The sequence below is a fragment of the Nonomuraea sp. NPDC050643 genome (assembly GCF_040654715.1).
Classification (GTDB): Bacteria; Actinomycetota; Actinomycetes; order Streptosporangiales; family Streptosporangiaceae; genus Nonomuraea.
In genome coordinates this window covers 47,476-70,028 of the sequence record NZ_JBFAIM010000057.1, presented here as the reverse complement: position 1 = coordinate 70,028, position 22,553 = coordinate 47,476, and the positions used below count along the sequence as shown (strand labels likewise).

The following is a 22,553-nucleotide window of genomic DNA, read 5'->3' as shown; positions in this document are numbered from 1 at the left end:
ACGATGGAGTGGACGATCCAGGAACTCGCGACCAGGGCCGGCATCACCAGCCGCACCCTGCGCCACTACGACCGCCGCGGGCTCCTGGCCCCGTCCCGGGTCGGCGAGAACGGCTACCGCTTCTACGACGCCACCGCGGTCGCCCGGCTCCAGCGGATCCTGCTCATGCGCCGGCTCGGCATGGGCCTGCCCGCCATCGCCGAGGTCCTGGCCGACGAGGTCGACACGGGCGACGGGCTCCGCGCCCACATCGCCGCCCTGGAGGAGGAACGAGAGCGCATCGACCGGCAGATCCGCTCGGTGCGTCACACGCTCGAGGCCCTGCAGGCGGGCGCGGAACCGCGGATGGACGTCATGCTGTCGGGATTCAACGACCGCTTCAAGGACGAGGTGATCTCACGCTGGGGCGAGCGCGCGTTCCAGGTGAGCAACGACTGGTGGCACGGCAAGACCCTCGACCAGCAACTCGCCTGGAAACAGGACGTCGAGGACCTCGTCGCCTCCTGGGCCGCCGCGGCCAAGGCCGGCATGTCCCCGGCATCGGACCACGCCCAGTCACTGGCCGCCCGGCACGTCCGGTGGCTGAGCCGGATCCCGGGCACCCCCACGGCCGACGGCGATCGGGAGCGCTCGATCGCGATGGTGCAGGGCCTGGGAGACATGTACGTCGACGACCCGCGCTTCGCCGGCATGTACGACGACGCCGCCGGGGCGAGGTTCGTCCGCGACGCGCTGCACGCCTACGCACGGACCCGCATGTAGCCCGCACAGCCCGCGCCCGCCCCCCCCGCGACGGCGACCACACCGCATCAGTGCAGGTCACAGCCCTGCGGCACAGCGTGTTCCCGGGTCGGGCGGATCCTAAACAGGTACCCATGCGGGGATTCCTCCCGTCCCCGCCGGGCCGGGCCGGGCGCACGCTGGAGACGTAGCGTCAACCTCAGGGGGAAGGATCGACGTGCACACCATCCGGCAGCGAAAACAACCGCCCACCGTGCCCGCACCACCGTGGCGGCCGTCGTGGAACTCCTGGAACATGCTCCTGGCCGCCGCCGACGCCCTGGCCGTACGGGCCGGCTGGGCCGGCCGCCGGACCGGGCAGGGCCGCGCGATGTCCTGGGTGCTGGCCGCCCGGCCCTCGGCGGTGTCCTGCGCCCGCCGCATCACCACCGCCCGCCTGACCGCCTGGGGCCTGGCCGGGCAGGCCGCCGCCGCCGAACTGCTCGCCGGCGGGCTCGTCGGCGAAGCACTGCACGGCGGCACCGCCACCGTCAGGCTCACCCTGGCCATGGAGGACGGGCTGCTGCGCGGCGAAGTCGAACACGGCCGCGCCTGGGACCGCGCCCCCGACCCGGGGCCGCTGGCCCGGCTGGCCTGCTGCTGGGGGATCGCCGGCCCGGTCGCCTGGTTCGAACTGCCCGCGGGCCCCGCGTGACCCGGCCGCTCAGGGCTCGCCGTCGGCGGGCCCTTCGCGGGCCCGCTCACCCACCCAGACGGCGATCTGCGCCCGCGAATTGAACCCCAGCTTGGTCAGGATGTGCTCGATATGCCCTTCGGCGGTCCGCTGCGCGATCACCAGCGACGCCGCGATCTCCTTGTTCGTCAGCCCCCGCGCCACCAGCTCCGCGATCTGCGTCTCCCGCCGCGTCAGCGGCGGCGGCCCCTCCTCCTTGCCGTCCAGCGCGGGCGTCTCCTCCTGCAGCGCGTACGCCAGCGCCTCGGCCCGCGACAACGCCGCCCCCCGCCGTACCGCCGCCGCGAACGCCGTCTCCCCCAGAGCCTGACGCGTCTCCGCCTCACACGTGTCGTGATACCCCGCCAGATGCCCGTACCCGGACAGCGGAGCCCCCAACGCCCCCCACACCGTCCGCAGCACCCCCAGCAGCCGCGCCGCCCGCTGATGCTGCCCCCCGGACGCCGCGATCCACGCCAGCACCTCCACGTCCATCCCCATCCCCAGCAGATCCCCCAGCGACCGGTTGAACACCAGGCTCGCCTGCGCCAGCTCACCCGCCCGCCGCAGATCCCCCTGCCGCCACACCTCCACACCCAGCGCCATCATCATGTACGCCCGATGCCAGCCCTCCCCAGAGGCCTCACACACCGCCAGGCACTCCTCACCCGCCGCCACCGCCTCCTCCGAACAGCCCTCGAACGAGTACGCCAGCGACAACCGGATCAGCGTCAACGCCAGCCCCACCGGGTCCCGCGTGCCACGATGGCATTCCAGCGCCCGCCGGTAGTGACCGACCGCCTCCTCCGCCCGGCCGTCCCACATGGCCACCATGCCGTCGAACAACTCCGCGTAGCCGATGACCGCAGGATCGCCCAGCCGCAGCCCGAGCCGCCGCGCCTCACCCAGCAGCCCCGTCGCACCCGGGATGTCGGCCTGGATGATCGCCAGCCAGGCCGCCGACCACAGCGCACGGGCGCGTACCGCCCCCGGCTCCGGATCGGCGGCCAGCCCCCGCTCCAACCAGGCCCGGCCCTCACCCAGGTAATAACTGGTGATCCAGTGATACAGCAGATCCGTGGCCATGCTCAGGCCGTCCGCCGCACCTCCCGGCGTGGCGAAGCACGACTCCAGGGCCATGCGCAGGTTGGCGTGCTCGGCCTGCAGCCGACGGAACCACGCCACCTGACCGGGGCCGAACACCTCCGCCCGCGCCTGACCCGCCAGATCGCGGTAATAACCGCGGTGCCGGTCGCGCAGCGCCGGCCGCTCGCCACAGGCCTCCAGCCGTTCGGCCCCGTACTCGCGCAGCGTCTCCAGCATGCGGTACCGGACCGTCTCCTGCTGCTCCTCGCGGATCAGCACGCACTTGTCCACCAGGCCGATCACCAGATCGATCACGTCCCGGCGGGCGATCCCGCCGCCCGAGCAGACCTCTTCGGCCGCCTCCAGGTCCAGTCCGCCGGCGAACACCGACACGCGTCCCCACAGCAGTCGTTCCTCCTCCGAACATAGGCCGTAACTCCAGTCGATCAGTGCCCGCAACGTCTGGTGCCGGGGCAGCACGGCCCTGGACCCCGCGGTGAGCAGGCGGAAACGGTCATCCAGCCGGTCCAGCAACTGCTGGGCCGACAGGGCGCGCAACCGGACGGCGGCCAGCTCGATCCCGAGCGGCAGGCCGTCCAGCCGGCGCACGATACGGCAGATCACATCCCGGTTATCCTCGGTGACGGCGAAATCCGGCACCACGGCACGGGCCCGCTCGGCGAACAACCGCACCGCCTCCCCCTGCATGAGCGCGTCCGGGGAGGGGGCGTTCGCCTCACAGTCGTCGGGCAGCGGCAGCGGCGGCACCGGCACCGCGTGCTCGCCGCCGATGCCCAGCGCCTGCCGGCTCGTGGCCAGCACCCGCACCTCCGGCGCCGCCCGCAGCAGCCTGTCGGCCAGCACGGCACACGCGTCCAGCACATGCTCACAGTTGTCCAGGATCAGCAGCATCTGCCGCTCACGCAGGAAGTCGCGCAGCACCTCCAGCGGCGCCCGGCCGGTACGGTCACGGATCTCCAGCGCCTCCAGGACCGTCTCGGCCAGCAGGTCGGGACCGGGCAGCGCCGCCAGCTCCACCAGCCGCACCCCGTCACGAAAGGCGCGCCGCACCTCCTGACCGACCCGCAGCGCCAGCCGGGTCTTGCCCACGCCGCCCGTCCCCGTCAGGGTCACCACCCTGGACGCGGCCAGCAGACGTTTGACCTCGGCCACCTCGTGCCGACGCCCCACGAAACTCGTCATCTCCGCCGGGAGCCCGGCACTGGCGTGCCGGCTCCGGGAGGCCTTGGTCGTCACCGCTGTCATGGTGCCTCGTGCGACGGGGCCGGCGGATCACCATTACGCCGATACCTCGCCGTCGTTAACCAGGTTATGTCCAGCCCGCTAACAACGGGGGCCCTGGTCAAGAAGCCACAGCAAGTTTTGACCCTCCCATGGGACACCGCCCCCCGGCACCCTCAGGCCGCCGCATCCAGGGCCGGCACCGGCACCTCGAACCAGACGACCTTCCCCGCGCGCGTACGCGCCGACCCCCACCGACGCGACAGCCCCGCCACGAGCGCCAGCCCCCGCGACCCCTCCTCGTCGTCGGCGGCCTCCCGGGGACACGGCAACTGCGGCGCGCCGTCCTCGACCTCGCACCGCACCAGCCCGTCCGCCACCACCACCCGCAGCCGCACCAGGCCGCACGCGTACCGCACCGCGTTCGTCACCAGCTCACTGACCAGCAACTCGGCCAGATCACAGCAGGACCCCAGCCCCCACGACACGAGATGCGCGCGAACCAGGCGCCGCGCCACGAACGCCGACATCGGCCGGCACGGCAGCGTCCACGACGCCACCTCCGGCGCCGTCGCGAGCACCCGCAAAGGCACCCACGACGACGCACATGATGACGCACATGATGACGCGCTCACGCGGCGCTCCCGAGCAGCCGCACGGGGACGACGCTACGGCCGTCCGGCAGCAGCTCGCCGGTGTCGTCGAAGCACACCACCCCGTTGCACAGCAGCCCCCACCCCTGCTCGGGGTGGTAGGCCAGCAGGCGGGCGGCCTCACGGCCGGCGGCCTCGGCGGGCGGGCAAGGCGGTTGATGGAGACACATGATGGTGATTCCTCGATCCCCGCTGATCCAGCGGATCGCGTATACACCCACACTGCCGCCGCAGGTCAACCCAGCAAGAGGCCAAAAACCCCCATAACAGTACCTATTTCGAGTACGTAGGTAGCGGCAAACCCCCACCCACCCCCAGAACCCTCACACATCCTCCGCCAAACCCACCATCAACTCCGTCACCAACTCCTCCGGCGCCACCACAGCCGGATCCGACACGTACACCTCACGCAAAGGCCCCCACGGCACCCGCCCCCGCTCCGCACACCACGCCAGCAACGCATGCGCCGTCAACGGCATCTGGTCATAAGGCCCCACATGCGTCGCACACGCGAACACCCCACCCGGCAACACCGCCACCTCCCCCTCCCACCCCACCCCGTCCACCAGCACCAAACCCACCGCCACCTCCACCACCTCACCCACATCCACCGGAAACAACCCCACCAACCGCACCGGCCCCCCACCCACACCGGCACCCATCAGCCGCGCCACCGCCACCGACGTCGCCCGCCCCACATCCTCAGCCCCCGCCGCCCGCTCCCGCACCAACGCCACCCGCACCGCCACCTCCCGCACCACCCGCACCACCGCCCCCGGCAACCCCCGCTCCATCACCCGCTCCAACGACGCCAACGTCCTACGCCGCCGCGCCAACTCCGCCTCCAACCCCTCCCGCACCCCCGACAACGCCCCCGGCACCCCCGACAACACCTCACCCACCACCGCCAACGGCACATCCAACGACCGCAACAACCCGATCGACAACGCCTCCCGCGCCTGCGACGCCCGGTAATACCGATAACCCGTCCCACCGTCCACATACGCCGGCCGCAACAACCCCAGCTCGTCATAACGACGCAACTGCTTCACACTCAACCGGCCCAACCGCGCGAACTGCCCGATCGACAGCAACTCCTCATCCACACCCACCAGCATGAACGCTCCCACGACCGCTTCGCCCCACCCGTTTGACCCTCACGTAACGTCACCCGGCAAGCTGAACACATGAGCCTCTCCGTGGGACAGGTCGCCAAACTCGCCGGCATCACCGTCCGCACCCTGCACCACTACGACGAGATCGGCCTGCTCACCCCCAGCGAACGCACCAACGCCGGCTACCGCCGCTACACCGACACCGACCTCACCCGCCTGCAACAAATCCTCCTCTACCGCGAACTCGGCTTCCCCCTCGAAGAGATCACCGTCATCCTCGACGAACCCCACACCGACGAACTCACCCACCTCCGCCGCCAGCACCAACTCCTCACCCGCAAAGCCGACCACCTCACCACCGTCATCGCCGCCGTCGAACGCGCCATCCAAGCCCACGCCCTCGGCATCACCCTCACCCCCCAAGAACGCCTCGAAATCTTCGGCGACTTCCACCCCGAAGACCACGACGCCGAAGCCGAACGCCGCTGGGGCCACACCCCCCACTACGAACAAAGCCGCCACCGCGTCGCCTCCTACACCAAAAACGACTGGCTCCGCCTCAAAGCCGAAGCCGCCACCCTCACCGACGACCTCGTCACCACCTACAACGCCGGCCTCCCCGCCGACGGCGACCACGCCATGGACCTCGCCGAACGCCACCGCGACCACATCGTCCGCTGGTTCTACGACTGCACCCACGACATCCACCGCTGCCTCGGCGACATGTACGTCAACGACCCCCGCTTCACCGCCACCTACGACGCCCTCGCCCCCGGCCTGGCGACCTACCTCCGCCACGCCATCCACGCCAACGCCCGCCGCGCCACCCCCGACCCCACTACATAACCTTGCAGACATATAACCAATTCGCTATATTCACGCCATGCCCTTCGACGTGCTAGCCGAACCCGCACGCCGCCACATCCTCGACCTCCTCCTCCAACGCCCCCACCTCGTCAGCGAACTCACCCACCACCTCGGCCTCACCCAACCCGGCACCTCCAAACACCTCCGCATCCTGCGCCAAGCCGGCCTCGTCACCGTCCGCAAAGACGCCCAACGCCGCTGGTACGAACTCCGCCCCCAACCCCTCACCGAAATCGACGCCTGGCTCACCCCCTACCGCAAACTCTGGAACCACAGCCTCGACCGCCTCGAACACCACCTCGACACCATGCCCGACGACCCCACACCCACCGACACAGACACAGACACCGACACAGACACGGGCCACCCCACACCATGAACGAAACCCTCACCCTCCACCCCGACGGCCGCACCACCCTGCGCCTCCAACGCCGCCTCCCCCACCCACCGGCCAAAGTCTGGCGCGCCATCACCGATCCCCAGCACCTCACCCACTGGTTCCCCGCCGACGTCACCATCGACGGCGACCGCATCACCTACGGCTTCGGCCCCGACGGCCACATCACCGAGAACAACCCACCCCACGTCTTCGCCCACACGTGGGGCGACGACCACCTGCGCTGGGAACTCCACCCCGACGGCCCCGGCACCCTGCTCACCTTCACCCACACCTTCACCGACCACCACGGCGCCGCCAGCTTCGCCGCAGGCTGGCACACCTGCATCCGCGCCATGCACGCCCACCTCGACGGACGCCCCAGCCCCCTGCCCACCGAACCCCGCCCCGCCGACTCCGCCCACCTCCACGAGGACTACATCGCCATCCTCGGCCTCAACCCCGCCACCGCCCACGACGGCAACGTCCGCGTCGAACGCCAGCTCACCCGCCCCGCCGAAGACGTCTGGCACCTCCTGCACGGCGACGACGCCACCCCCGGAACCCCACCACCCACCCCCTTCACCGTCCCCGGCCTCACCCCCGGCCCCGTCACCCGCACCGAAACCGCCAAACTCCTCGAATACGACACCACCGGCGGCACCGTCCGCTGGGAACTGACCGAAGGCACCGGCCAGGGACCCCGCCTCATCATCACCCACACCGGCGACACCACCTTCCTCGACGCCTGGCGCATCCACGTCGAAGAACTGGCGGCCTCCCTCCTCGATTGAAGGGGTTTTTGAGAACGACGAATGTCGTCTCAACCCATGCCCTTTACAATGTAGATCAATAACCTCACAGACCCAGCGCCGCCGCCGTCACCGCCCGTGCCCGCCCCGGCACCACCAGCAGATCCGTCGAATCCGACAACTGATCCACACACCCCACCACCGGCAGCCCCCGCACCACCGGATCCCCCACCGACGCCATCAGCGCCTCGGCGAACCGGTCTCCCCCGATCACCCGGAACGGACGGTCGAAGAACCCCCGCACCCCCTCGTCCAGCCGCTCGGTCAGCGCCACCCGGTTCTGCCAGGCCGCCAGCCGCGCGTACGCCGCCGCCAGCCCCGCCTCCCGCTCCCGCCACGTCCGCGCCGCCAGCGCCGCCCCCAGCGACGTGCCCAGCTCCGCCGACCCCGGCAACCGCGCCATCGCGCTGCCGAGCCATTTCGCGTACGGCGGGTAGCGGCGCCGCAGCAGCAGCGCCAGCCGCATCACCTCCCGGGCCAGCCGCGCCCCCACCACGGCGGAGCCCAGTTCGTCCCCCACCTCACCGCACCGGCCCGGGAACGGCTCCTCCTGCGCGATCCGCCGCCACTGACACGCCAGCACGTAGCGCCACACGTCCCCCGGATACCAGCGCAACGCCTGCCTGGCCGCCTCCAGCCCCGCCCCCGGCAGGCCGTCGTGGAACACCTCACCCCGCGTCACCTCGGCCAGGCTCTGCCACGAGGCCGACAACCAGTCCAGCAGCGACACCCCCGCCCGCGGATCGAACCCGAGCCGCCCCACCAGCCACGACCCCAGATCCGTCACCGTCACCCCGGGCCGCACCTGCCCGTGGTAACCGAACACCGTCGGAAACCCGCCGAACCGCTCCGGCAGCCCCGCCACCACCTTCGCCTCCACCTCGGCCACCTGCCCGGCCGCCACGAACACCAGCACCCGCGGCCCCCAGTCATGGTCGGCGGAGCGGGCGGTGTCGAACTCCAGCACCTCCGACCCGGGACCCACCAACGCGGCACTGTGCGCCACCCCGGACACCAGGGGCGCGACCACCTCGCCGTAAAAGGAACGCGACAACTCGATACCAGGTACAAAATCGGACATCACCCGGTCAACTGTGCCCCAGCGCCGAAATAACCTCACCCGATTTTTCGCCGGCACCCCAGCAGGGCCCGGCTCACACCGCCTGGCCTGCGCTCGGACCCCCAGGCGGGAAACCGGAGCGCCCGCTCACCCGGCGACCCCGGCGACCCCGGCGACCCCGGCGACATGGCAGGCCAGCACCAGCCGCCTGCCGTATCCGATCCGCTCGTACACCGTGATCGCCGCCGGGTTGTCATCGTCCACCATCAGCGCCGCCCGCCCATACGCGGCCACCAGCTCCCGCGACACCCACCGGCACACCCGCTCGGCCAGCCCCCGCCCACGAAAGCGCGCCCGGGTCGCGACGCCGGCCATCAGCCCCACCGTCGGTGCCGACCACGCGTCCGCCGCCACCGCCGCCAGTTCCCCGCCGACCCGCACCCCCGCCCACCGGCTCACCCCGGCGACCCCGGGCACCGCGTACGACTCCGGCGCGTCGGCCGCCAGCAACGCCGCCACCTCCGCCGCCACCTCCGCCGCCACGTCGGCCGCCACGTCGGTCATCGCCTCACCGCCCAGCCAGCCAACACCACCGCCGCCCGCCTCGACCACGCCCGGCAGGCTCATCCAGGAGAACGCGCCGCTCTCCTCCAGCCCGTCCAGCTTGGCGCTCACCTCACGCATCAGCCCCCGCTCCCCGAACGGCCGGTAGGAGGGCCCCAGCTCGCCCAGCGCATGCCGTACCAGCTCCACGGCCGACGACGCCCCGCCCCACACGCCTAAACGATCACGCCGTGACACCCCCAGGCACCCGGCGACGACGGCGTCCCCCAGCGCCCACGCCCGGCCACCGCCGCCCAGGTCCTGGGCAGCCCACATCACCAGATCGTCGTCCCCGCACGCCGCACGCAGCTCCCGCGCCGACCGCAGCTCCCGAATCACGCTCATCAGACCACGCCGGGACCGACTCAGAGAATCGCGCCCGGCCGGTACGCCGCCGCCTCCGGATGCGCCGCCACCACCTCGCCCACCTGCCGCACCACCGACTCCACCTGGTCGGCCGCCGCCCCGGTGAACGACACCCGGTCGGCCAGCAACGCCTCCAGCCGCTCCCGGTCCAGCGGGAACCGGGCGTCGGCGGCCAGCAGGTCCAGCAGCTCGTTGGCCGCGCCGCGCGAGCGCATCGCCAGCGCCGCCGCCACCGCGTGCTCCTTGATCAGCTCATGCGCCTGCTCCCGCCCCACCCCGGCCCGCACCGCCGCCATGAGCATCTTCGTCGTGGCCAGGAACGGCAGATAGCGGCCCAGCTCGGCGGCGATGACCGCCGGGAACGCGCCGAACTCGTCCAGCACCGTCAGCATCGTCTCCACCAGCCCGTCAAAGGCGAAGAACGCGTCCGGCAGCGCCACCCGCCGCACCACCGAGCACGACACGTCGCCCTCGTTCCACTGGTCGCCCGCCAGCTCACCCACCATCGAGGCGTAGCCGCGCAGCACCACGGCCAGGCCGTTGACCCGTTCGCAGGAGCGGGTGTTCATCTTGTGCGGCATCGCCGACGAGCCGACCTGCCCCTCCTTGAACCCCTCGGTCACCAGCTCGTGCCCGGCCATCAGCCGGATCGTCTTGGCCAGCGACGACGGCGCCGCCGCGAGCTGCACCAGCGCCGTGACCACCTCGAAGTCCAGCGAACGCGGATAGACCTGCCCGACGCTGGTGAACCGGTGCTCGAAGCCCAGATGAGCGGCCACCCGCTCCTCCAGCTCGGTCAGCTTGCCCTGGTCGCCGCCCAGCAGGTCGAGCATGTCCTGCGCGGTGCCGACCGGGCCCTTGATCCCGCGCAGCGGGTAGCGGCCGATCAGCTCCTCCAGCCGCCGGTAGGCCACCAGCAGCTCGTCGGCGGCCGTCGCGAACCGCTTGCCCAGCGTGGTGGCCTGCGCCGCCACATTGTGCGACCGGCCGGCGACCACCGTGGCCTCGTGCTCCTCGGCCAGCGCCGCCAGCCGGGCCAGCAGCGCCACCACCCGGCCGCGTACCAGGAGCAGGCTGTCACGCACCTGGAGCTGCTCGACGTTCTCGGTCAGGTCACGCGAGGTCATGCCCTTGTGCACCTGCTCGTGCCCGGCCAGCGCGTTGAACTCCTCGATCCGCGCCTTCACGTCGTGGCGGGTGACACGCTCGCGGGCGGCGATCGAGTCCGGGTCGACCCGCTCGAGTACCTTCTCGTAGTCGGCGACCGCCCCCTCGGGCACCGCGATCCCCAGCTCGGCCTGCGCCCGCAGCACCGCCAGCCACAACCGCCGCTCAGCGATGATCTTGTATTCGGGCGACCACAGACGGGCCAGCTCCGCCGAGGCATAACGGGAGGCCAGGACATTCGGGATACGCGGCTTGGAAGTCACGTTGGACAAGTCTATTCACACGAGCCCACCCACCCCGCACGCAGCCCGGACACCGCCGGAGTCGTCGGCGGGTCGGTAGTTTTCGATCTTGTTGTCCTGCGAAGACCCAGCGCCTTTACAAAGTAGATCACTGTGGCGGGACCAGGATCGCGCTCGCGATGACGCCGAAGAGGTGATCGGCGCGGGGCGCGAGCGCGGGTTGGTCGTTGAGCCAGGCCAGCGCCCCGACCAGCGCGAACAGGTCGGCGCCGTCGAGGTCGGCCCGTGCCGCGCCCGTGGCCTGGGCGCGGGTCAGCAGCCGGGTGCCCGCCGCGCGCATCGCGACGCGCCGAGCCGGTCACAGGCCGTGGTCCAAGCCGCTCCGCCGGCGGGTTCCGCGCCCTGTCAACCGGCGTGCAGGATCCGAAAGCGTCCGGGGTCCGCCGGGTCTCGATCGACGACCTGGACCGGCGGCCACGCCCACTGCCAGACGCCGATGCCCGGCGTACGGGAGAACCGGATCCGCCCGCGGGTGCCCTCCACCGCGACGCCCGGCCAGGATTCGGCGGTGCGCGCCCGGTCCGCGCCGTGCGCACACAGCACCTCGGCGAGCACGGCGACCGTGTCGTAGCCCTCGAAGGCGACGAACGAGGGCGCTTCGGCCAGCCGCTCGCGCAGGGCCGTCGCCACGCGTGCGCCGAGGGGGCCGAGCCGCTCGGGCAGGTAGCGCAAGAACGGGATCGCGGCGCCGTCGCCGCCCAGCGACCTCGCCCACGCGGCGAACTCCGGCTGCCCGGCCGGAGCACCGATCATGACGCCGGCGAGGCGCCGGTCACGGCGGACCGACGTGACGATCGACACGGCCGGCTCCGGGTGGCCGACCAGAAGAAGCAGGGCCGTCGCCCGATTGCCGGCGAGTTCGTCGCACACGGCCGCGGGGGTGAGCGCGCCCATGTCGAGCTCGATGACGGTGCCACCGCGCGGAGCGAGGTGGTCGCGCAGAATGCCGGCCCCGGCCGCCCAGTAGACGCTCGGCTGGGTCGCCACGGCGATGCGGCGGTGGCCTGCGGCGAGGAGGAAGTCCGCGTAGATCCGCCAGCCGTGCGACTGCGCCGGGGCGAGGCGCGCGACCCACCGCGTCGGCTGCTCGGTCAGCGTGTCGAGGACCGCCGACGAGCAGAGGAACGGCAGGCCGAGGGCGTCGGCCCGGGCGGCGGCGGCGCGGGCGACGACGCTGTGATACTCCCCCGCCAGGGCGGCCACGCCCAGGCGGGCCAGCTCGTCGACGGCCGCCGCGGCCCTGCGCGGATCGGCCGCGGTGTCCCGGACCACCAGCTCGAGCGGCCTTCCGGCGATCCCACCGGCGTCATTGACCTCGCTTGCGGCCAGTTCGAGTCCGGCGAGCAGGTGCCGGCCCGCCTCGACCCAGCCGGGCGGGGTCAGGGGAACGAGGGCGCCGATCCGCACGGGTGATCCGTCGGTCCGCTCCCTCCCCGACGGCGAGGGTGGCGTGTTCATGCGCGGGCGTCTCCCGTGTGACGAGTGGTGCGGCCGGGGCTCGGCCACAGGCCGGTGAAGGATGGGGTCTCGGTCCGCCGGCCCCGGGCGTGGCCGGATCCGGACACTTCTGGGGCGCGTGCGACCGGGTTTCTTGGTGATGTGGGCTGGTCGGGGGGCGTGCCGGCCGTCCCGGGCGGCGGCGGGCGGCGAAACATGCCTCTGGACATCAGGTAAGGGCCGATGTTATCGCTTAGGCGCGGCACTGATCACTTTATGCCGCCTTTACACCCAAGTCCTGCACCCCCTCAGTGCAACTGTCCCGAGCTTGGAGTGGTGAACGTGATCAGTATGCGTTCCCGTGTCTTATGCGCGATCACCTCCTTGACCGTGCTGGTGGCCGGCCTGGCGCCGGTGACCCGGCCCGCGGCCGCGGAGAGCGTCTCCCCCGAATGCATCCCCGGTGCGCCCGCACCGGCTCCGAGCCGGCAGAACCAGGCTCTGCCCCCTACCGTGGACCCCGGCCGCGCAGTCGTGCGTCCGGGCTTCACGGCCACCGCCGACGGCAAGAGCGCCGAGACGATCACCTATGACGACGTCCGGCTCGACATCGGCGGCACGGCGCTGGACGAGCCGGCCGAGATCGGCATCACCCCGCTGACCGAGGCGCAGTTGCCGGTGCTGGGCGCCGGGATGGACAACGTGACCGAGGGGCCGCGGGCCGGCTACCGGTTCACGCCGACGCCGTTCGAGTTCGAGCAGGACATCACGATCAGCCTGCCGTACGACGCGGCGAAGCTGGAGGCGGCCGGGCTGACCCCGCAGGACGTGCGAACCTTCTTCTTCGACGAGCAGGGCAGTTGCTGGCGGTCGCTGGTGCGGGTGGCGGTGGACACCGAGCAGCAGCTCATCATCTCCAAGACCGACCACTTCACCGACATGGTGAACGCCACGGTGAACGCGCCGGAGGGCCCCGAGCAGGTCTCCTTCGACCCGACGCAGATCAGCGGCATCAAGGCCGCCGACCCGTCGGCGGGGGTCAACCAGATCGAACCGCCGGCGGCCAACAACCAGGGCGAGGCCCGGCTGTCCTACCCGATCGAGCTGCCGGCGGGCCGCGAGGAGATGCAGCCGCGGCTGTCGGTGGGCTACTCCTCGGCCGCGGGCAACGGCTGGATGGGCTCGGGCTGGGACCTGGCGGTGCCGTCGATCGCGATCGACACGCGCTGGGGCGTGCCGCGGTACGAGGCCGAGCGGGAGACCGAGACGTACCTGCTGGGCGGGGAGCAACTGACCCCGGTGGCGCACCGCGCGACGCCGTCGGCGCGTGCCGCCGACAAGGTGTTCCACCAGCGGGTGGAGGGCCAGTTCGCGCGCATCCTGCGCAAGGGCGACTCCCCCAAGACCTACAGCTGGGAGGTGACCGACAAGTCCGGCACCCGCTGGCTGTACGGCGGCGAAGGGGCCACGCTGGCCGACGACGCCGGCAACGTCTTCTCCTGGGCGCTGCGCGAGGTGCGCGACACCAACGGCAACACCATGCGCTACCAGCACGCGGCCGTGGAGGACGCCGGGGTGAGCGGCGGGTCGGTGCCCGGCCGGGCTCTCTACCTGAAGAAGATCACCTACACCGGGCTCGGCGACGCCGACGGCCCGTACTCGGTGACGTTCCTGCGGGACCGGGAGCTGGGCGAACAACGCCGGTCCGACGTGATGATCAACGCGCGCGGCGGGTTCAAGCACGTGGTGGCCGACCTGCTGCGCCGCGTCGAGGTGCGGCTGGGCGAGGAGCTGATCCGCCGCTACGACTTCGTCTACGCCCTGGGCGCCTTCAACAAGACGCTGCTGTCGAAGATCCAGCACTACGACGCCGCCGGCAGGCTGTTCAACAGCCACGAGCTGGCCTATTTCGACGACATCCGCGACGCCGCCGGCAAGTACGCGGCCTTCGAGCGGGTGGCCTGGACCTCGCCCGACGACGGCCTGTCCAACCGGCTGGTCAACGGGGTGCGGCCGGGCGCGGGCGAGTCGGGCGCGCTGAACGGCAACACCTCCACCAGCGCGGGCGGTCACCTGTACACCGGGTGGGGGCCGCTGCCCAGCAAGTCCAACTCGGTCGGCGTGAAGACCGGGTTCAGCCGCGGCTCCGACGAGGGACTGCTGGCCCTGCTCGACGTGGACGGCGACAGCCTGCCGGACAAGGTCTTCAAGGGCGGCGGCGGGTACGTCTTCCGCAAGAACCTGTCCCGCCCCGGCGGCGAGCCCCGCTTCGCCGAGCAGACCACGCCGCTGCGCAACCTGCCGGGCATCTTCGACCAGAGCTCCAGCTCCCGCACGGTCGGCGTCGAGGCCTACCCGGGCGCCGCCGCGGTGCAGCTCGACTACGTCGACACCATCAGCACCACCGACCGGTACTTCAGCGACGTCAACGCCGACGGCATCGCCGACCTGGTCAACGGCGAGAGCGTGCTGTTCGGCCGGATCGGCGCCGACGGGGTGCCGGTGTTCGGCGCGGTGGGCGACACCCCGGTGCCGATCGGCGGCAGCGAGGTGGACGCCGAGGATCTGCTGCCGGACTACGCCGCCGACCGCGCGCGACGCGAGCAGTCGTTCCCGCTGGTCGACACCGTGCGCCGGTGGACCGCGCCGTTCGACGGCACGGTCGCGGTGACCGGCCCGGTCACGCTGGCCGAGGTGGAGGGCGATCTGCCGGCGTTCGCCGACCCCGACGGGGTGCGGGTGGCCGTGCAGCACGAGAACACCGAGCTGTGGTCGGCCAGGATCACCGATCACGACGGGCACACCCCGCAGGGCGTGGACGCGGTGCGGGTCCAGCGGGGCCAGCACCTGTACTTCCGGGTCGGCTCCGTGCACGACGGCGCCGCCGACCGGGTCACCTGGAACCCGGCCGTCACCTACACCGACCTGCCGGAGACCAGCGACGCCAACGGCCTGTCGCTGACCTCCTACACCGCGGCCGACGACTTCACGCTGGCCGGGCGCGCGGCCACCGCGACCGTGCCCCGGGACGGCACCCTGACGCTGGGCGGCGCGCTGACCAAGAGCGCGGTCACCTCCGACGACCTGACCATCGTGATCTCCCGCGCCGGTTCACCGGTGTTCGAGCAGGAGGTGCCCGCGGGCTTCACCGGCGAGGTGCCGGTGGCCGCGACGGTCGCGGTCACCAAGGGCCAGGCGCTGTCGTGGCGGATCAAGACCGACTCGCCGATCGACGTGACCGCGCTGGCGTGGACGCCCACGGCCGCCTACACCGAGGCCTCGCCGGTGCCGGACGAGTTCGGGCAGGAGTTCAGCGCGCCGTACGACGTCGACACCTACACCGTCTCCAGCGCCTCCGCCCCGCCGCAGCCCCACACGGTGGCCGCGGCCGGGACGCTCACCGTCACGCCGCAGCCGGCCGTCGTCGACGGCGCGAGCGGCCAGGTGGTCTTCACGGTCAAGAAGCAGGGCGCGCTGCTGGCCAAGCAGGTCGTCACGCTGGGCGCCGAGCCGGTGCCGGTGCAGGTCGAGGCCGCCGCCGACGACAGGCTCTTCTTCGAGTTCACGGCGGCGAGCGGGCTGCTGACCGGGGCGTCGGTGCTGGTCGACGACGTCGAGGCGGCGGCGACCGTGCACAGCCCGGCCCTCGAGGGCGTCTACGGGCGGCCGTACCGGGGCTGGGCGTACGTCGGCTACAACGGCAACGGCGATCGCGCCACCCAGCCGATCCGGCAGAGCGACCTGGACAGCATGGAGGACATCCAGTCCCAGCTCCCCCAGGACGTCGATCCGCAGCGGGATCGGGAGGAGTTCGAGCAGGACCCGCGGGTCACCCCGCCCAACGCGATCTTGTTCGTGCCGGAGCCGGATCGCGACGCGTGGGCCTCGGGCGAGGACCTGTCGGTCTCCGGCGCGACGGTGACCAGCTCGCGGCTCGGCGGGCAGTCGATCGGGCTGCCCACGGCCGCGGACGTGTCCGGCGTGCGCGCGGTGCCGCGCATGTCGCGCTCCCAGCAGGTCTCGTTGACCGGCGGCGTCGGCGGCGGGGTGGGCAGTGTCGGCGGCAGCGTGGCCACCGGCACCTCCAGCGGGGAGCTGGACTACTTCGACATGAACGCCGACGGCTTCCCCGACGTGGTGGGCGCGGGCGGCATCCAGTACACCGACCCCACCGGGGTGCTCGGCGCCCGCCGTGGCGACACGCCGGGCGGATCGGTGCGCTCGTCGGACAACGTGTCCGGCAACGCCAGCGCCGGCAGCGCGGCGCGTACCATCACCACCGGGCGCGGCGACGCCGCGCCGAGCGGGACCACCTCGGCCAACACCTCCTCCTCGGGCAACGACATGCCGCCTCTGGGCATCGGCGGCAACCTCGGGTCGGGCACCTCGGACGCCGAGACCGACCTGCTGGACATCAACGGCGACGGGCTGCCGGACCGGGTGTTCGAGGACGGGCGGGCGGCGCTGAACCTGGGCTACCGGTTCGCGGCGGCGGAGCCGTGGCCGGGCGGGCCGCTGAACGACGGCAGCAGCGACAACGCCGGCGTCAACATCGGCTTCAACACCGACTTCTACGGCTTCGCCGGCGGCGCGTCGCTGAACCAGGGCGACGGCACCACCTCGGCCACGCTGGCCGACGTCAACGGCGACGCCCTGGCCGACCGGGTGTTCGCCGGGTCGCCGATCAGAGTGGCGATCAACACCGGCAGCGGGTTCGCCGCCCCGGTCGAGTTCGGCGGCAGCCTGTCCGGGCTGAACAGCGACGTCAACGCCCGGCTGGGCGCGGGCGCGTACTTCACCATCTCGATCCCGATCGCGTTCGGCATCGGCGGGTTCATCATCATCAACCCCGGCGCCGACACCTCCACCGGCGCCTCGCGCGCCGCGCAGGCGCTGCGGGACATCAACGGCGACGGTTTCGCCGACCACCTGGCCTCCAACGCCGACGACCAGCTCACGGTGGCGGCCAACCAGACCGGCCGCACCAACCTGCTCAAGACCGTCAAACGGCCGCTGCGCTCGAGCATCGAGCTGGACTACACCCGCGACGGCAACACCTACGACCAGCCGGGCTCGCGGTTCGTGCTGAGCTCGGTCAAGACCCACGACGGCCTGGCCGGGGACGGACAGGACGTCCAGCACACCACGATCGGCTACTCCGGCGGCGCGTACGACCGGCTGGAGCGCGAGTTCCGCGGCTACGGCACGGTCGTCAGCCGCCATCGCGACAGCGCCGGGCAGGTGTACCGGTCGCTCACGGAGGAGTTCGACACCCGCGGCCACTACACGCGCGCCCTGGTCACCCGCTCGGCCATGGCCGACGGCGAGAACCGGCCGTTCACCGAGACGGTCAACACCTACGAGCTGCGCGACGTGGCCGGCGGCGATCCCGGCGACGGCGGCAGCACCACCGCCTCGATCTTCCCCATGCTGGTCCGCACGGATCAGCGCTGGTACGAGGGCCAGGCCCAGCCGGGCAAGCAGACCCGGGTCGAGATGGTCTACGACAGGTACGGCAACGTCACCAAGACCACCGACTTCGGCGAGAGCGGCAGCGGCGACGACGTGGTCACCACCACGGGCTACACCGACTGCGCCGACACCCACATCGTCGGCGTGGCGAACACGTCGGAGACTCGCGGCGGCGGCAAGGTGATGCGGCGCAGCGAGGCCGACATCGACTGCGCCACCGGCAACCTGACCCGGCACCGGGCCAAGCTGGACGACGACAAGGCCGCGGTCACCGACGCGACCTACCACCCCGGCGGCACGCCGGCGACGCTGACCGGGCCGGCCAACCACAAGGGGCAGCGCTTCAAGCTGACCTACGGCTACGACGAGGTGACCGGCACCTACGTCACCTCCATCCAGGACAGCCACGGCTACGCCTCCTCGGCCACGTACAACCTGAAGTTCGGCCAGACCGAGACCTCGACCGACATCAACGACCAGCGGCTGGTCTACACCTACGACGACGCCGGCCGGCTCACCACCGTGACCGACCCGCGTGACGTGGGCGCCGGCAAGCCGACCATCGCCTTCGGCTACCACCCCGAGGCGACGGTCCCGTACGCCACCACCCGGCATCTGGACCGGGCGGCGGACGGCACGGTCAAGGCCGACACCATCGACACCGTCACCTTCACCGACGGACTGGCCCGGGTGGTGCAGACCAAGAAGGACGCCCGGATCGGCGGCGCCGACGGCATGACGGTCTCCGGCCGGATGGTCTTCGACGAGTTCGGCCGCACGGTCGAGCAGTACTACCCGGTCAGCGAGCCCAAGGGGGCGGCCAACACCGCCCTCAACACCTCCTTCGACCGGGTGTTCCCGACCACGAACAGCTACGACGTGCAGGACCGGCTGCTGCAGACCGTGCTGCCGGACGGCACCGGCAGCACCACCGTCTACGGCTTCGGCAACGACCGCTCCGGCACCCGGCAGTTCTCCACCGCGATCACCGACGCCGAGGGCAACACCAAGGCCACCTTCACCGACGTGCGCGAGCAGACCACCTCGGTCCGCGAGCCGAACCCGGTCAACGGCGGCCCGCCGCTGTGGACCAGCTACGTCTACGACCCGCTGAGCCAGCTCACCAAGGTCACCGACGACCAGAACAACCACACCACCAGCGCGTACGACGACCTCGGCCGCCGTACCACGGTGACCAGCCCCGACTCCGGGCGTACCAGTACCGGCTACGACCTGGCCGGCAACGCGGTCAGCAAGGTCACCGCGAACCTGGACGACCGGAACAAGAAGATCACCTACGAGTACGACTTCAACCGGCTGGCGAAGATCGACTACCCGATCTTCAAGGACAACGACGTCCGCTACACCTACGGCGCGCCCGGCGCGGCGTACAACGCGGCGGGCCGGCTGGCCAAGATCGAGGACGCCGGCGGCGTGACCACCCGCCAGTACGGGCCACTGGGTGAGATCGTCTCGGAGACCAAGGCGCTGCCCGGCAAGAGCTCGCACCCCAAGACGTTCACGACGGGCTACCGCTACGACAGCTTCGGCCGCGTGCTGCAGCTCACCTACCCCGACGGGGAGGTGCTGAGCTACGGCTACGACTCCGGCGGCCAGGTGGTGACGGCGACCGGCGTCAAGGGCGGCTACACCTACCCCTACCTGCGCGACATGCTGTACGACAAGTTCGAGCAGCGCACCAAGATCACGCTGGGCAACGGCACCTCCACCACGTTCACCTACGACGCCGCCGACCGCAGCCTGGCGCTGCTCAGCTCCACCCTGCCCACCGGGTACGAGTTCCAGCGCTACCGCTACGGCTACGACGACGTCGGCAACATCACCCGGCTGCAGAACGACACCAACATCCCCGACGGCTCCACCACGCCCAAGTTCGGGGGGCCGTCCACGCAGACCTACATCTACGACAACCTCTACCGGCTCACCCAGGCGAGCGGCCAGTACACGCCGGACATCCGCAAGACCGACAGCTACGCCTTCCGCCTGACGTACGACACCATCCACAACATCGTCGGCAAGCACCAGCGCCACGCCATCATCGACAGCGACGGCGTCGAGAAGGTGCAGCAGGACACCAGCTACACCCACGTCTACGAGTTCGACGGCGCACGCCCGCACGCGCCCACCGACGTCGGCCCGCACGAGATGCGCTACGACGACAACGGCAACCTCATCGACCAGGAGTCCGACCAGTCGGGCAAACCGCGCAGGCAGTTGATCTGGGACGAGGACAACCGGCTGGCCTGCGTGCACGACACCACCAGGAACGACACCCAGCCACAGGACCCCTCCGCCTGCGACGACCACCGCAAGCCGCCCACCGTCCGCTTCACCTACGACAACCAGGGCCAGCGGGTGGTCAAGGACAGCTCGCAGACCACCCTGTACCCGAACCAGAACTACACCGCCCGCAACCAGACCGAGTACAAGCACGTCTTCGTCGGCACCACGCGGGTCGCCACCAAGACGGCCAAACCGGTCGGCGTGTTCGAGAAGGACCAGTTCTTCTACCACGGCGACCAGATCGGCTCGACCACGTTCGGCACCGACGCCAACGGGCGCCTGGCCGAGCACCTCAACTACTTCCCCGGCGGCGAGACCTGGGTCGAGGAGAGCCCCGGCCAGCCCAACCCCTACCAGTTCACCGGCAAGGAGCTCGACCCGGAGACCGGCTACTACTACCACGGCGCCCGCTACTACGACCCGAAGCTGGGGCTGTGGAAGTCCGCCGACCCGATCGTGGACGACTACCTCGACGGCGAGGGCAACGACGGCGTCTACAACCCGGGCAACCTCAACCTGTACGGCTACGGCTACAACAACCCGGTCCAGAACACCGACCCCGGCGGCAACCTGGTCTTCCTGGTGCCGGCCGCCATCCTCGTCGGCAAGGGCGTCATGTGGGGCATGACCGCCTACAGCGCCTACCAGGGCGCCAGGACGATCGCCAACACCGTCAACGACGTCTCCGAGGGCCGCAAGACCTGGCAGGAAGGCGCCACCGAAGCCGGCTGGGCCCTGGCCGAAACGGGTGCCGAAGCCGCCCTCGGACGCCTGCGGGTGGTCGAACGGGCCGCCAACTGGGTCGGCAACACCCAGGTCGCCCGGCGCGCCGCCGACTGGGCGTCCGAGCGAGCGGGCGACGTCGCCCAGCGATTCCGCAGGACCGACGCCCCCGGCGGCTGTTCCCTCAACAGCTTCACCCCGGGCACGAACGTCCTGATGCCGGACGGCGCCACCCGACCGATCGAAGAGGTGGAGGTCGGCGACAAGGTCGTCGCCACCGACCCGGAGACCGGCCGCACCGAATCCAGGGCGGTCACCGATCTCGTCACCGGCGACGGCGACAAGAACCTCGTCAGGATCTCCGTCGACGTCGACGGAGACAAGGGCGGCAGGACCGCCGACATCACCGCGACCGCCGGCCACCCCTTCTGGGTGGAGAAGGCGAACCGCTGGGTCGACGCCGGGGAGCTCAAGGCCGGCATGTGGCTGCGCACGTCCGCAGGCACGTACGTCCAGGTGGACGTGATCCGCGCGTGGGTCACGACGCAACGGGTGCACAACCTGACCGTCGAGGGTCTGCACACGTACTACGTCGTCGCGGGCGGCACGCCGGTCCTCGTCCACAACTCCCCGCCGTGCCCGCGCGGGAAGGCGCCCGAGTCCCCGACGATCGACATCGACAACCACCGCGGCCGGCTCAACGCGTCGCTGGGCAGGCAGGGCCTGAAGCGGTTGCCGGACGACTGGGATTCCCATCACCGCATCCCGCAGGTGTTCCGCGACCATCCGGACTTCAAGGACTTCGACTTCCACAACCCGACGAACCTGCGCGGGGTCGCCGGGAGCAGAATGAACGATCGGACCAAGAACATCCATCAGGACATCACCACCGACTGGGAACGCTGGCGCGCCAACAACCCGAACGCCACCCGAGCTCAAATCGAAGAGTTCGCCAAGAAGATCGACGAGAAATACAGTGCCCATTACTGGACCGGAAGTTGACGACTGGATCGACGAGATGTCGGTCCTGGCCACGCGGTTCGTCGCCGGCTTCGAGGCGGCGTACGGATATCCGCCGGGCGAGAACCACGTGTCCCGAGCCTCCGGCGGCAGCGGCGGCGAGCTGCTCGCCGGGGCTCTGGGCGACGCGAGCGCGAGCGAACTGCGCACGTTCTTCTCGCGCGTCGCCCGGGTCTCCCTGCCGGACGTCGGATCGGGGTTCTTCGTGCACCCGGTGGAGCACGTGGTCGAGGGGCTGCGTGGCGTCAACCAGCCGACCAGGGTGGTGAGCACGGACGACCGGGAGATCGTGGTGTTCGGCTCCGACGGCGGCGGCGCGCTGTTCGCCGCCGACCGCCGTACGGGGGAGATCGTCCGCCTGGGCGATGGCGCCCTGCTGGGTGAGGTGTTCAAGGTCGACGAGGCCGAGGTCCAGGTGATCGCGCAGGATCTCGGAGGATTCCTGCGATTCCTCCATGGCGAGCTGCTCCGGCACATGCCTGCCGGGCCATAGCG

At 71.2% G+C, this 22,553-nt stretch carries 16 protein-coding genes; 7 read left to right on the top strand and 9 right to left on the bottom strand.

Annotated features, from left to right (window positions below):
- Positions 1-3: 3 nt before the first annotated feature.
- The gene (locus AB0I15_RS48845) at positions 4-762 is read left to right on the top strand and encodes a MerR family transcriptional regulator (RefSeq protein WP_358112972.1); all 759 of its coding nucleotides are present in this window, start codon (positions 4-6) and stop codon (positions 760-762) included.
- Between the two features lie 196 nt (positions 763-958).
- Positions 959-1,435 (top strand): hypothetical protein, encoded by a 477-nt coding sequence (locus AB0I15_RS48840; protein WP_358112970.1) that lies wholly within the window; start codon positions 959-961, stop codon positions 1,433-1,435.
- A 9-nt stretch (positions 1,436-1,444) separates the two neighbouring features.
- On the opposite strand, the gene AB0I15_RS48835 is transcribed toward AB0I15_RS48840, so the two are convergent.
- The 4 genes from AB0I15_RS48835 to AB0I15_RS48820 all read right to left on the bottom strand — a co-directional run bounded on the left by AB0I15_RS48835 (position 1,445) and on the right by AB0I15_RS48820 (position 5,552).
- Positions 1,445-3,796, bottom strand: a complete 2,352-nt coding sequence (locus tag AB0I15_RS48835; protein WP_358112968.1) for a LuxR C-terminal-related transcriptional regulator — start codon at positions 3,794-3,796, stop codon at positions 1,445-1,447.
- 161 nt (positions 3,797-3,957) lie between these two features.
- Positions 3,958-4,362, bottom strand: a complete 405-nt coding sequence (locus AB0I15_RS48830; RefSeq protein WP_358112966.1) for an ATP-binding protein — start codon at positions 4,360-4,362, stop codon at positions 3,958-3,960.
- A gap of 50 nt (positions 4,363-4,412) precedes the next feature.
- Positions 4,413-4,604 (bottom strand): DUF5999 family protein, encoded by a 192-nt coding sequence (locus tag AB0I15_RS48825; protein WP_358112964.1) that lies wholly within the window; start codon positions 4,602-4,604, stop codon positions 4,413-4,415.
- 153 nt (positions 4,605-4,757) lie between these two features.
- Complete coding sequence (locus AB0I15_RS48820) at positions 4,758-5,552, bottom strand: MerR family transcriptional regulator (RefSeq protein WP_358112962.1); 795 nt, start codon at positions 5,550-5,552, stop codon at positions 4,758-4,760.
- Between the two features lie 69 nt (positions 5,553-5,621).
- On the opposite strand from AB0I15_RS48820, the gene AB0I15_RS48815 reads away from it, so the two are divergent.
- Genes AB0I15_RS48815 through AB0I15_RS48805 form a run of 3 tightly spaced genes read left to right on the top strand, consistent with a single transcriptional unit; the run spans position 5,622 to position 7,586 of the window.
- Entirely contained in the window at positions 5,622-6,395 is a 774-nt protein-coding gene (locus AB0I15_RS48815; protein WP_358112960.1) for a MerR family transcriptional regulator, read from the top strand.
- Between the two features lie 37 nt (positions 6,396-6,432).
- A complete protein-coding gene (locus tag AB0I15_RS48810) occupies positions 6,433-6,795 on the top strand; it encodes a metalloregulator ArsR/SmtB family transcription factor (protein WP_358112958.1) in 363 nt (120 codons plus the stop codon).
- The gene (locus AB0I15_RS48805; protein ID WP_358112956.1) at positions 6,792-7,586 is read left to right on the top strand and encodes an SRPBCC domain-containing protein; all 795 of its coding nucleotides are present in this window, start codon (positions 6,792-6,794) and stop codon (positions 7,584-7,586) included. Before AB0I15_RS48810 ends, AB0I15_RS48805 begins: the two co-directional genes overlap by 4 nt.
- Positions 7,587-7,650: 64 nt before the next feature.
- On the opposite strand, the gene AB0I15_RS48800 is transcribed toward AB0I15_RS48805, so the two are convergent.
- From AB0I15_RS48800 to AB0I15_RS48780, 5 genes are all read right to left on the bottom strand, one after another.
- Positions 7,651-8,658: a DUF4037 domain-containing protein gene (locus AB0I15_RS48800; RefSeq protein WP_358112954.1), complete on the bottom strand. Its 1,008-nt coding sequence runs from the start codon at positions 8,656-8,658 to the stop codon at positions 7,651-7,653.
- Positions 8,659-8,811: 153 nt separating this feature from the next.
- Positions 8,812-9,612, bottom strand: coding sequence for a GNAT family N-acetyltransferase (locus AB0I15_RS48795; RefSeq protein ID WP_358112952.1), 801 nt, complete (start codon positions 9,610-9,612; stop codon positions 8,812-8,814).
- Positions 9,613-9,632: 20 nt separating this feature from the next.
- Entirely contained in the window at positions 9,633-11,063 is a 1,431-nt protein-coding gene (gene purB / locus AB0I15_RS48790; RefSeq protein WP_358112950.1) for an adenylosuccinate lyase, read from the bottom strand.
- A gap of 127 nt (positions 11,064-11,190) precedes the next feature.
- The gene (locus AB0I15_RS48785) at positions 11,191-11,382 is read right to left on the bottom strand and encodes a hypothetical protein (RefSeq protein ID WP_358112949.1); all 192 of its coding nucleotides are present in this window, start codon (positions 11,380-11,382) and stop codon (positions 11,191-11,193) included.
- 65 nt (positions 11,383-11,447) lie between these two features.
- On the bottom strand, positions 11,448-12,560 hold the full coding sequence (locus AB0I15_RS48780; RefSeq protein ID WP_358112947.1) for an ABC transporter substrate-binding protein: 1,113 nt from the start codon (positions 12,558-12,560) through the stop codon (positions 11,448-11,450).
- 330 nt (positions 12,561-12,890) lie between these two features.
- Here AB0I15_RS48780 and AB0I15_RS48775 point away from each other — a divergent pair, with 330 nt between their 5' ends.
- A complete protein-coding gene (locus tag AB0I15_RS48775; RefSeq protein WP_358112945.1) occupies positions 12,891-22,040 on the top strand; it encodes a SpvB/TcaC N-terminal domain-containing protein in 9,150 nt (3,049 codons plus the stop codon).
- On the top strand, positions 22,015-22,551 hold the full coding sequence (locus tag AB0I15_RS48770; protein ID WP_358112943.1) for a hypothetical protein: 537 nt from the start codon (positions 22,015-22,017) through the stop codon (positions 22,549-22,551). The genes AB0I15_RS48775 and AB0I15_RS48770 overlap by 26 nt, the downstream gene beginning before the upstream one ends.
- The last annotated feature ends 2 nt before the right edge of the window (positions 22,552-22,553 follow it).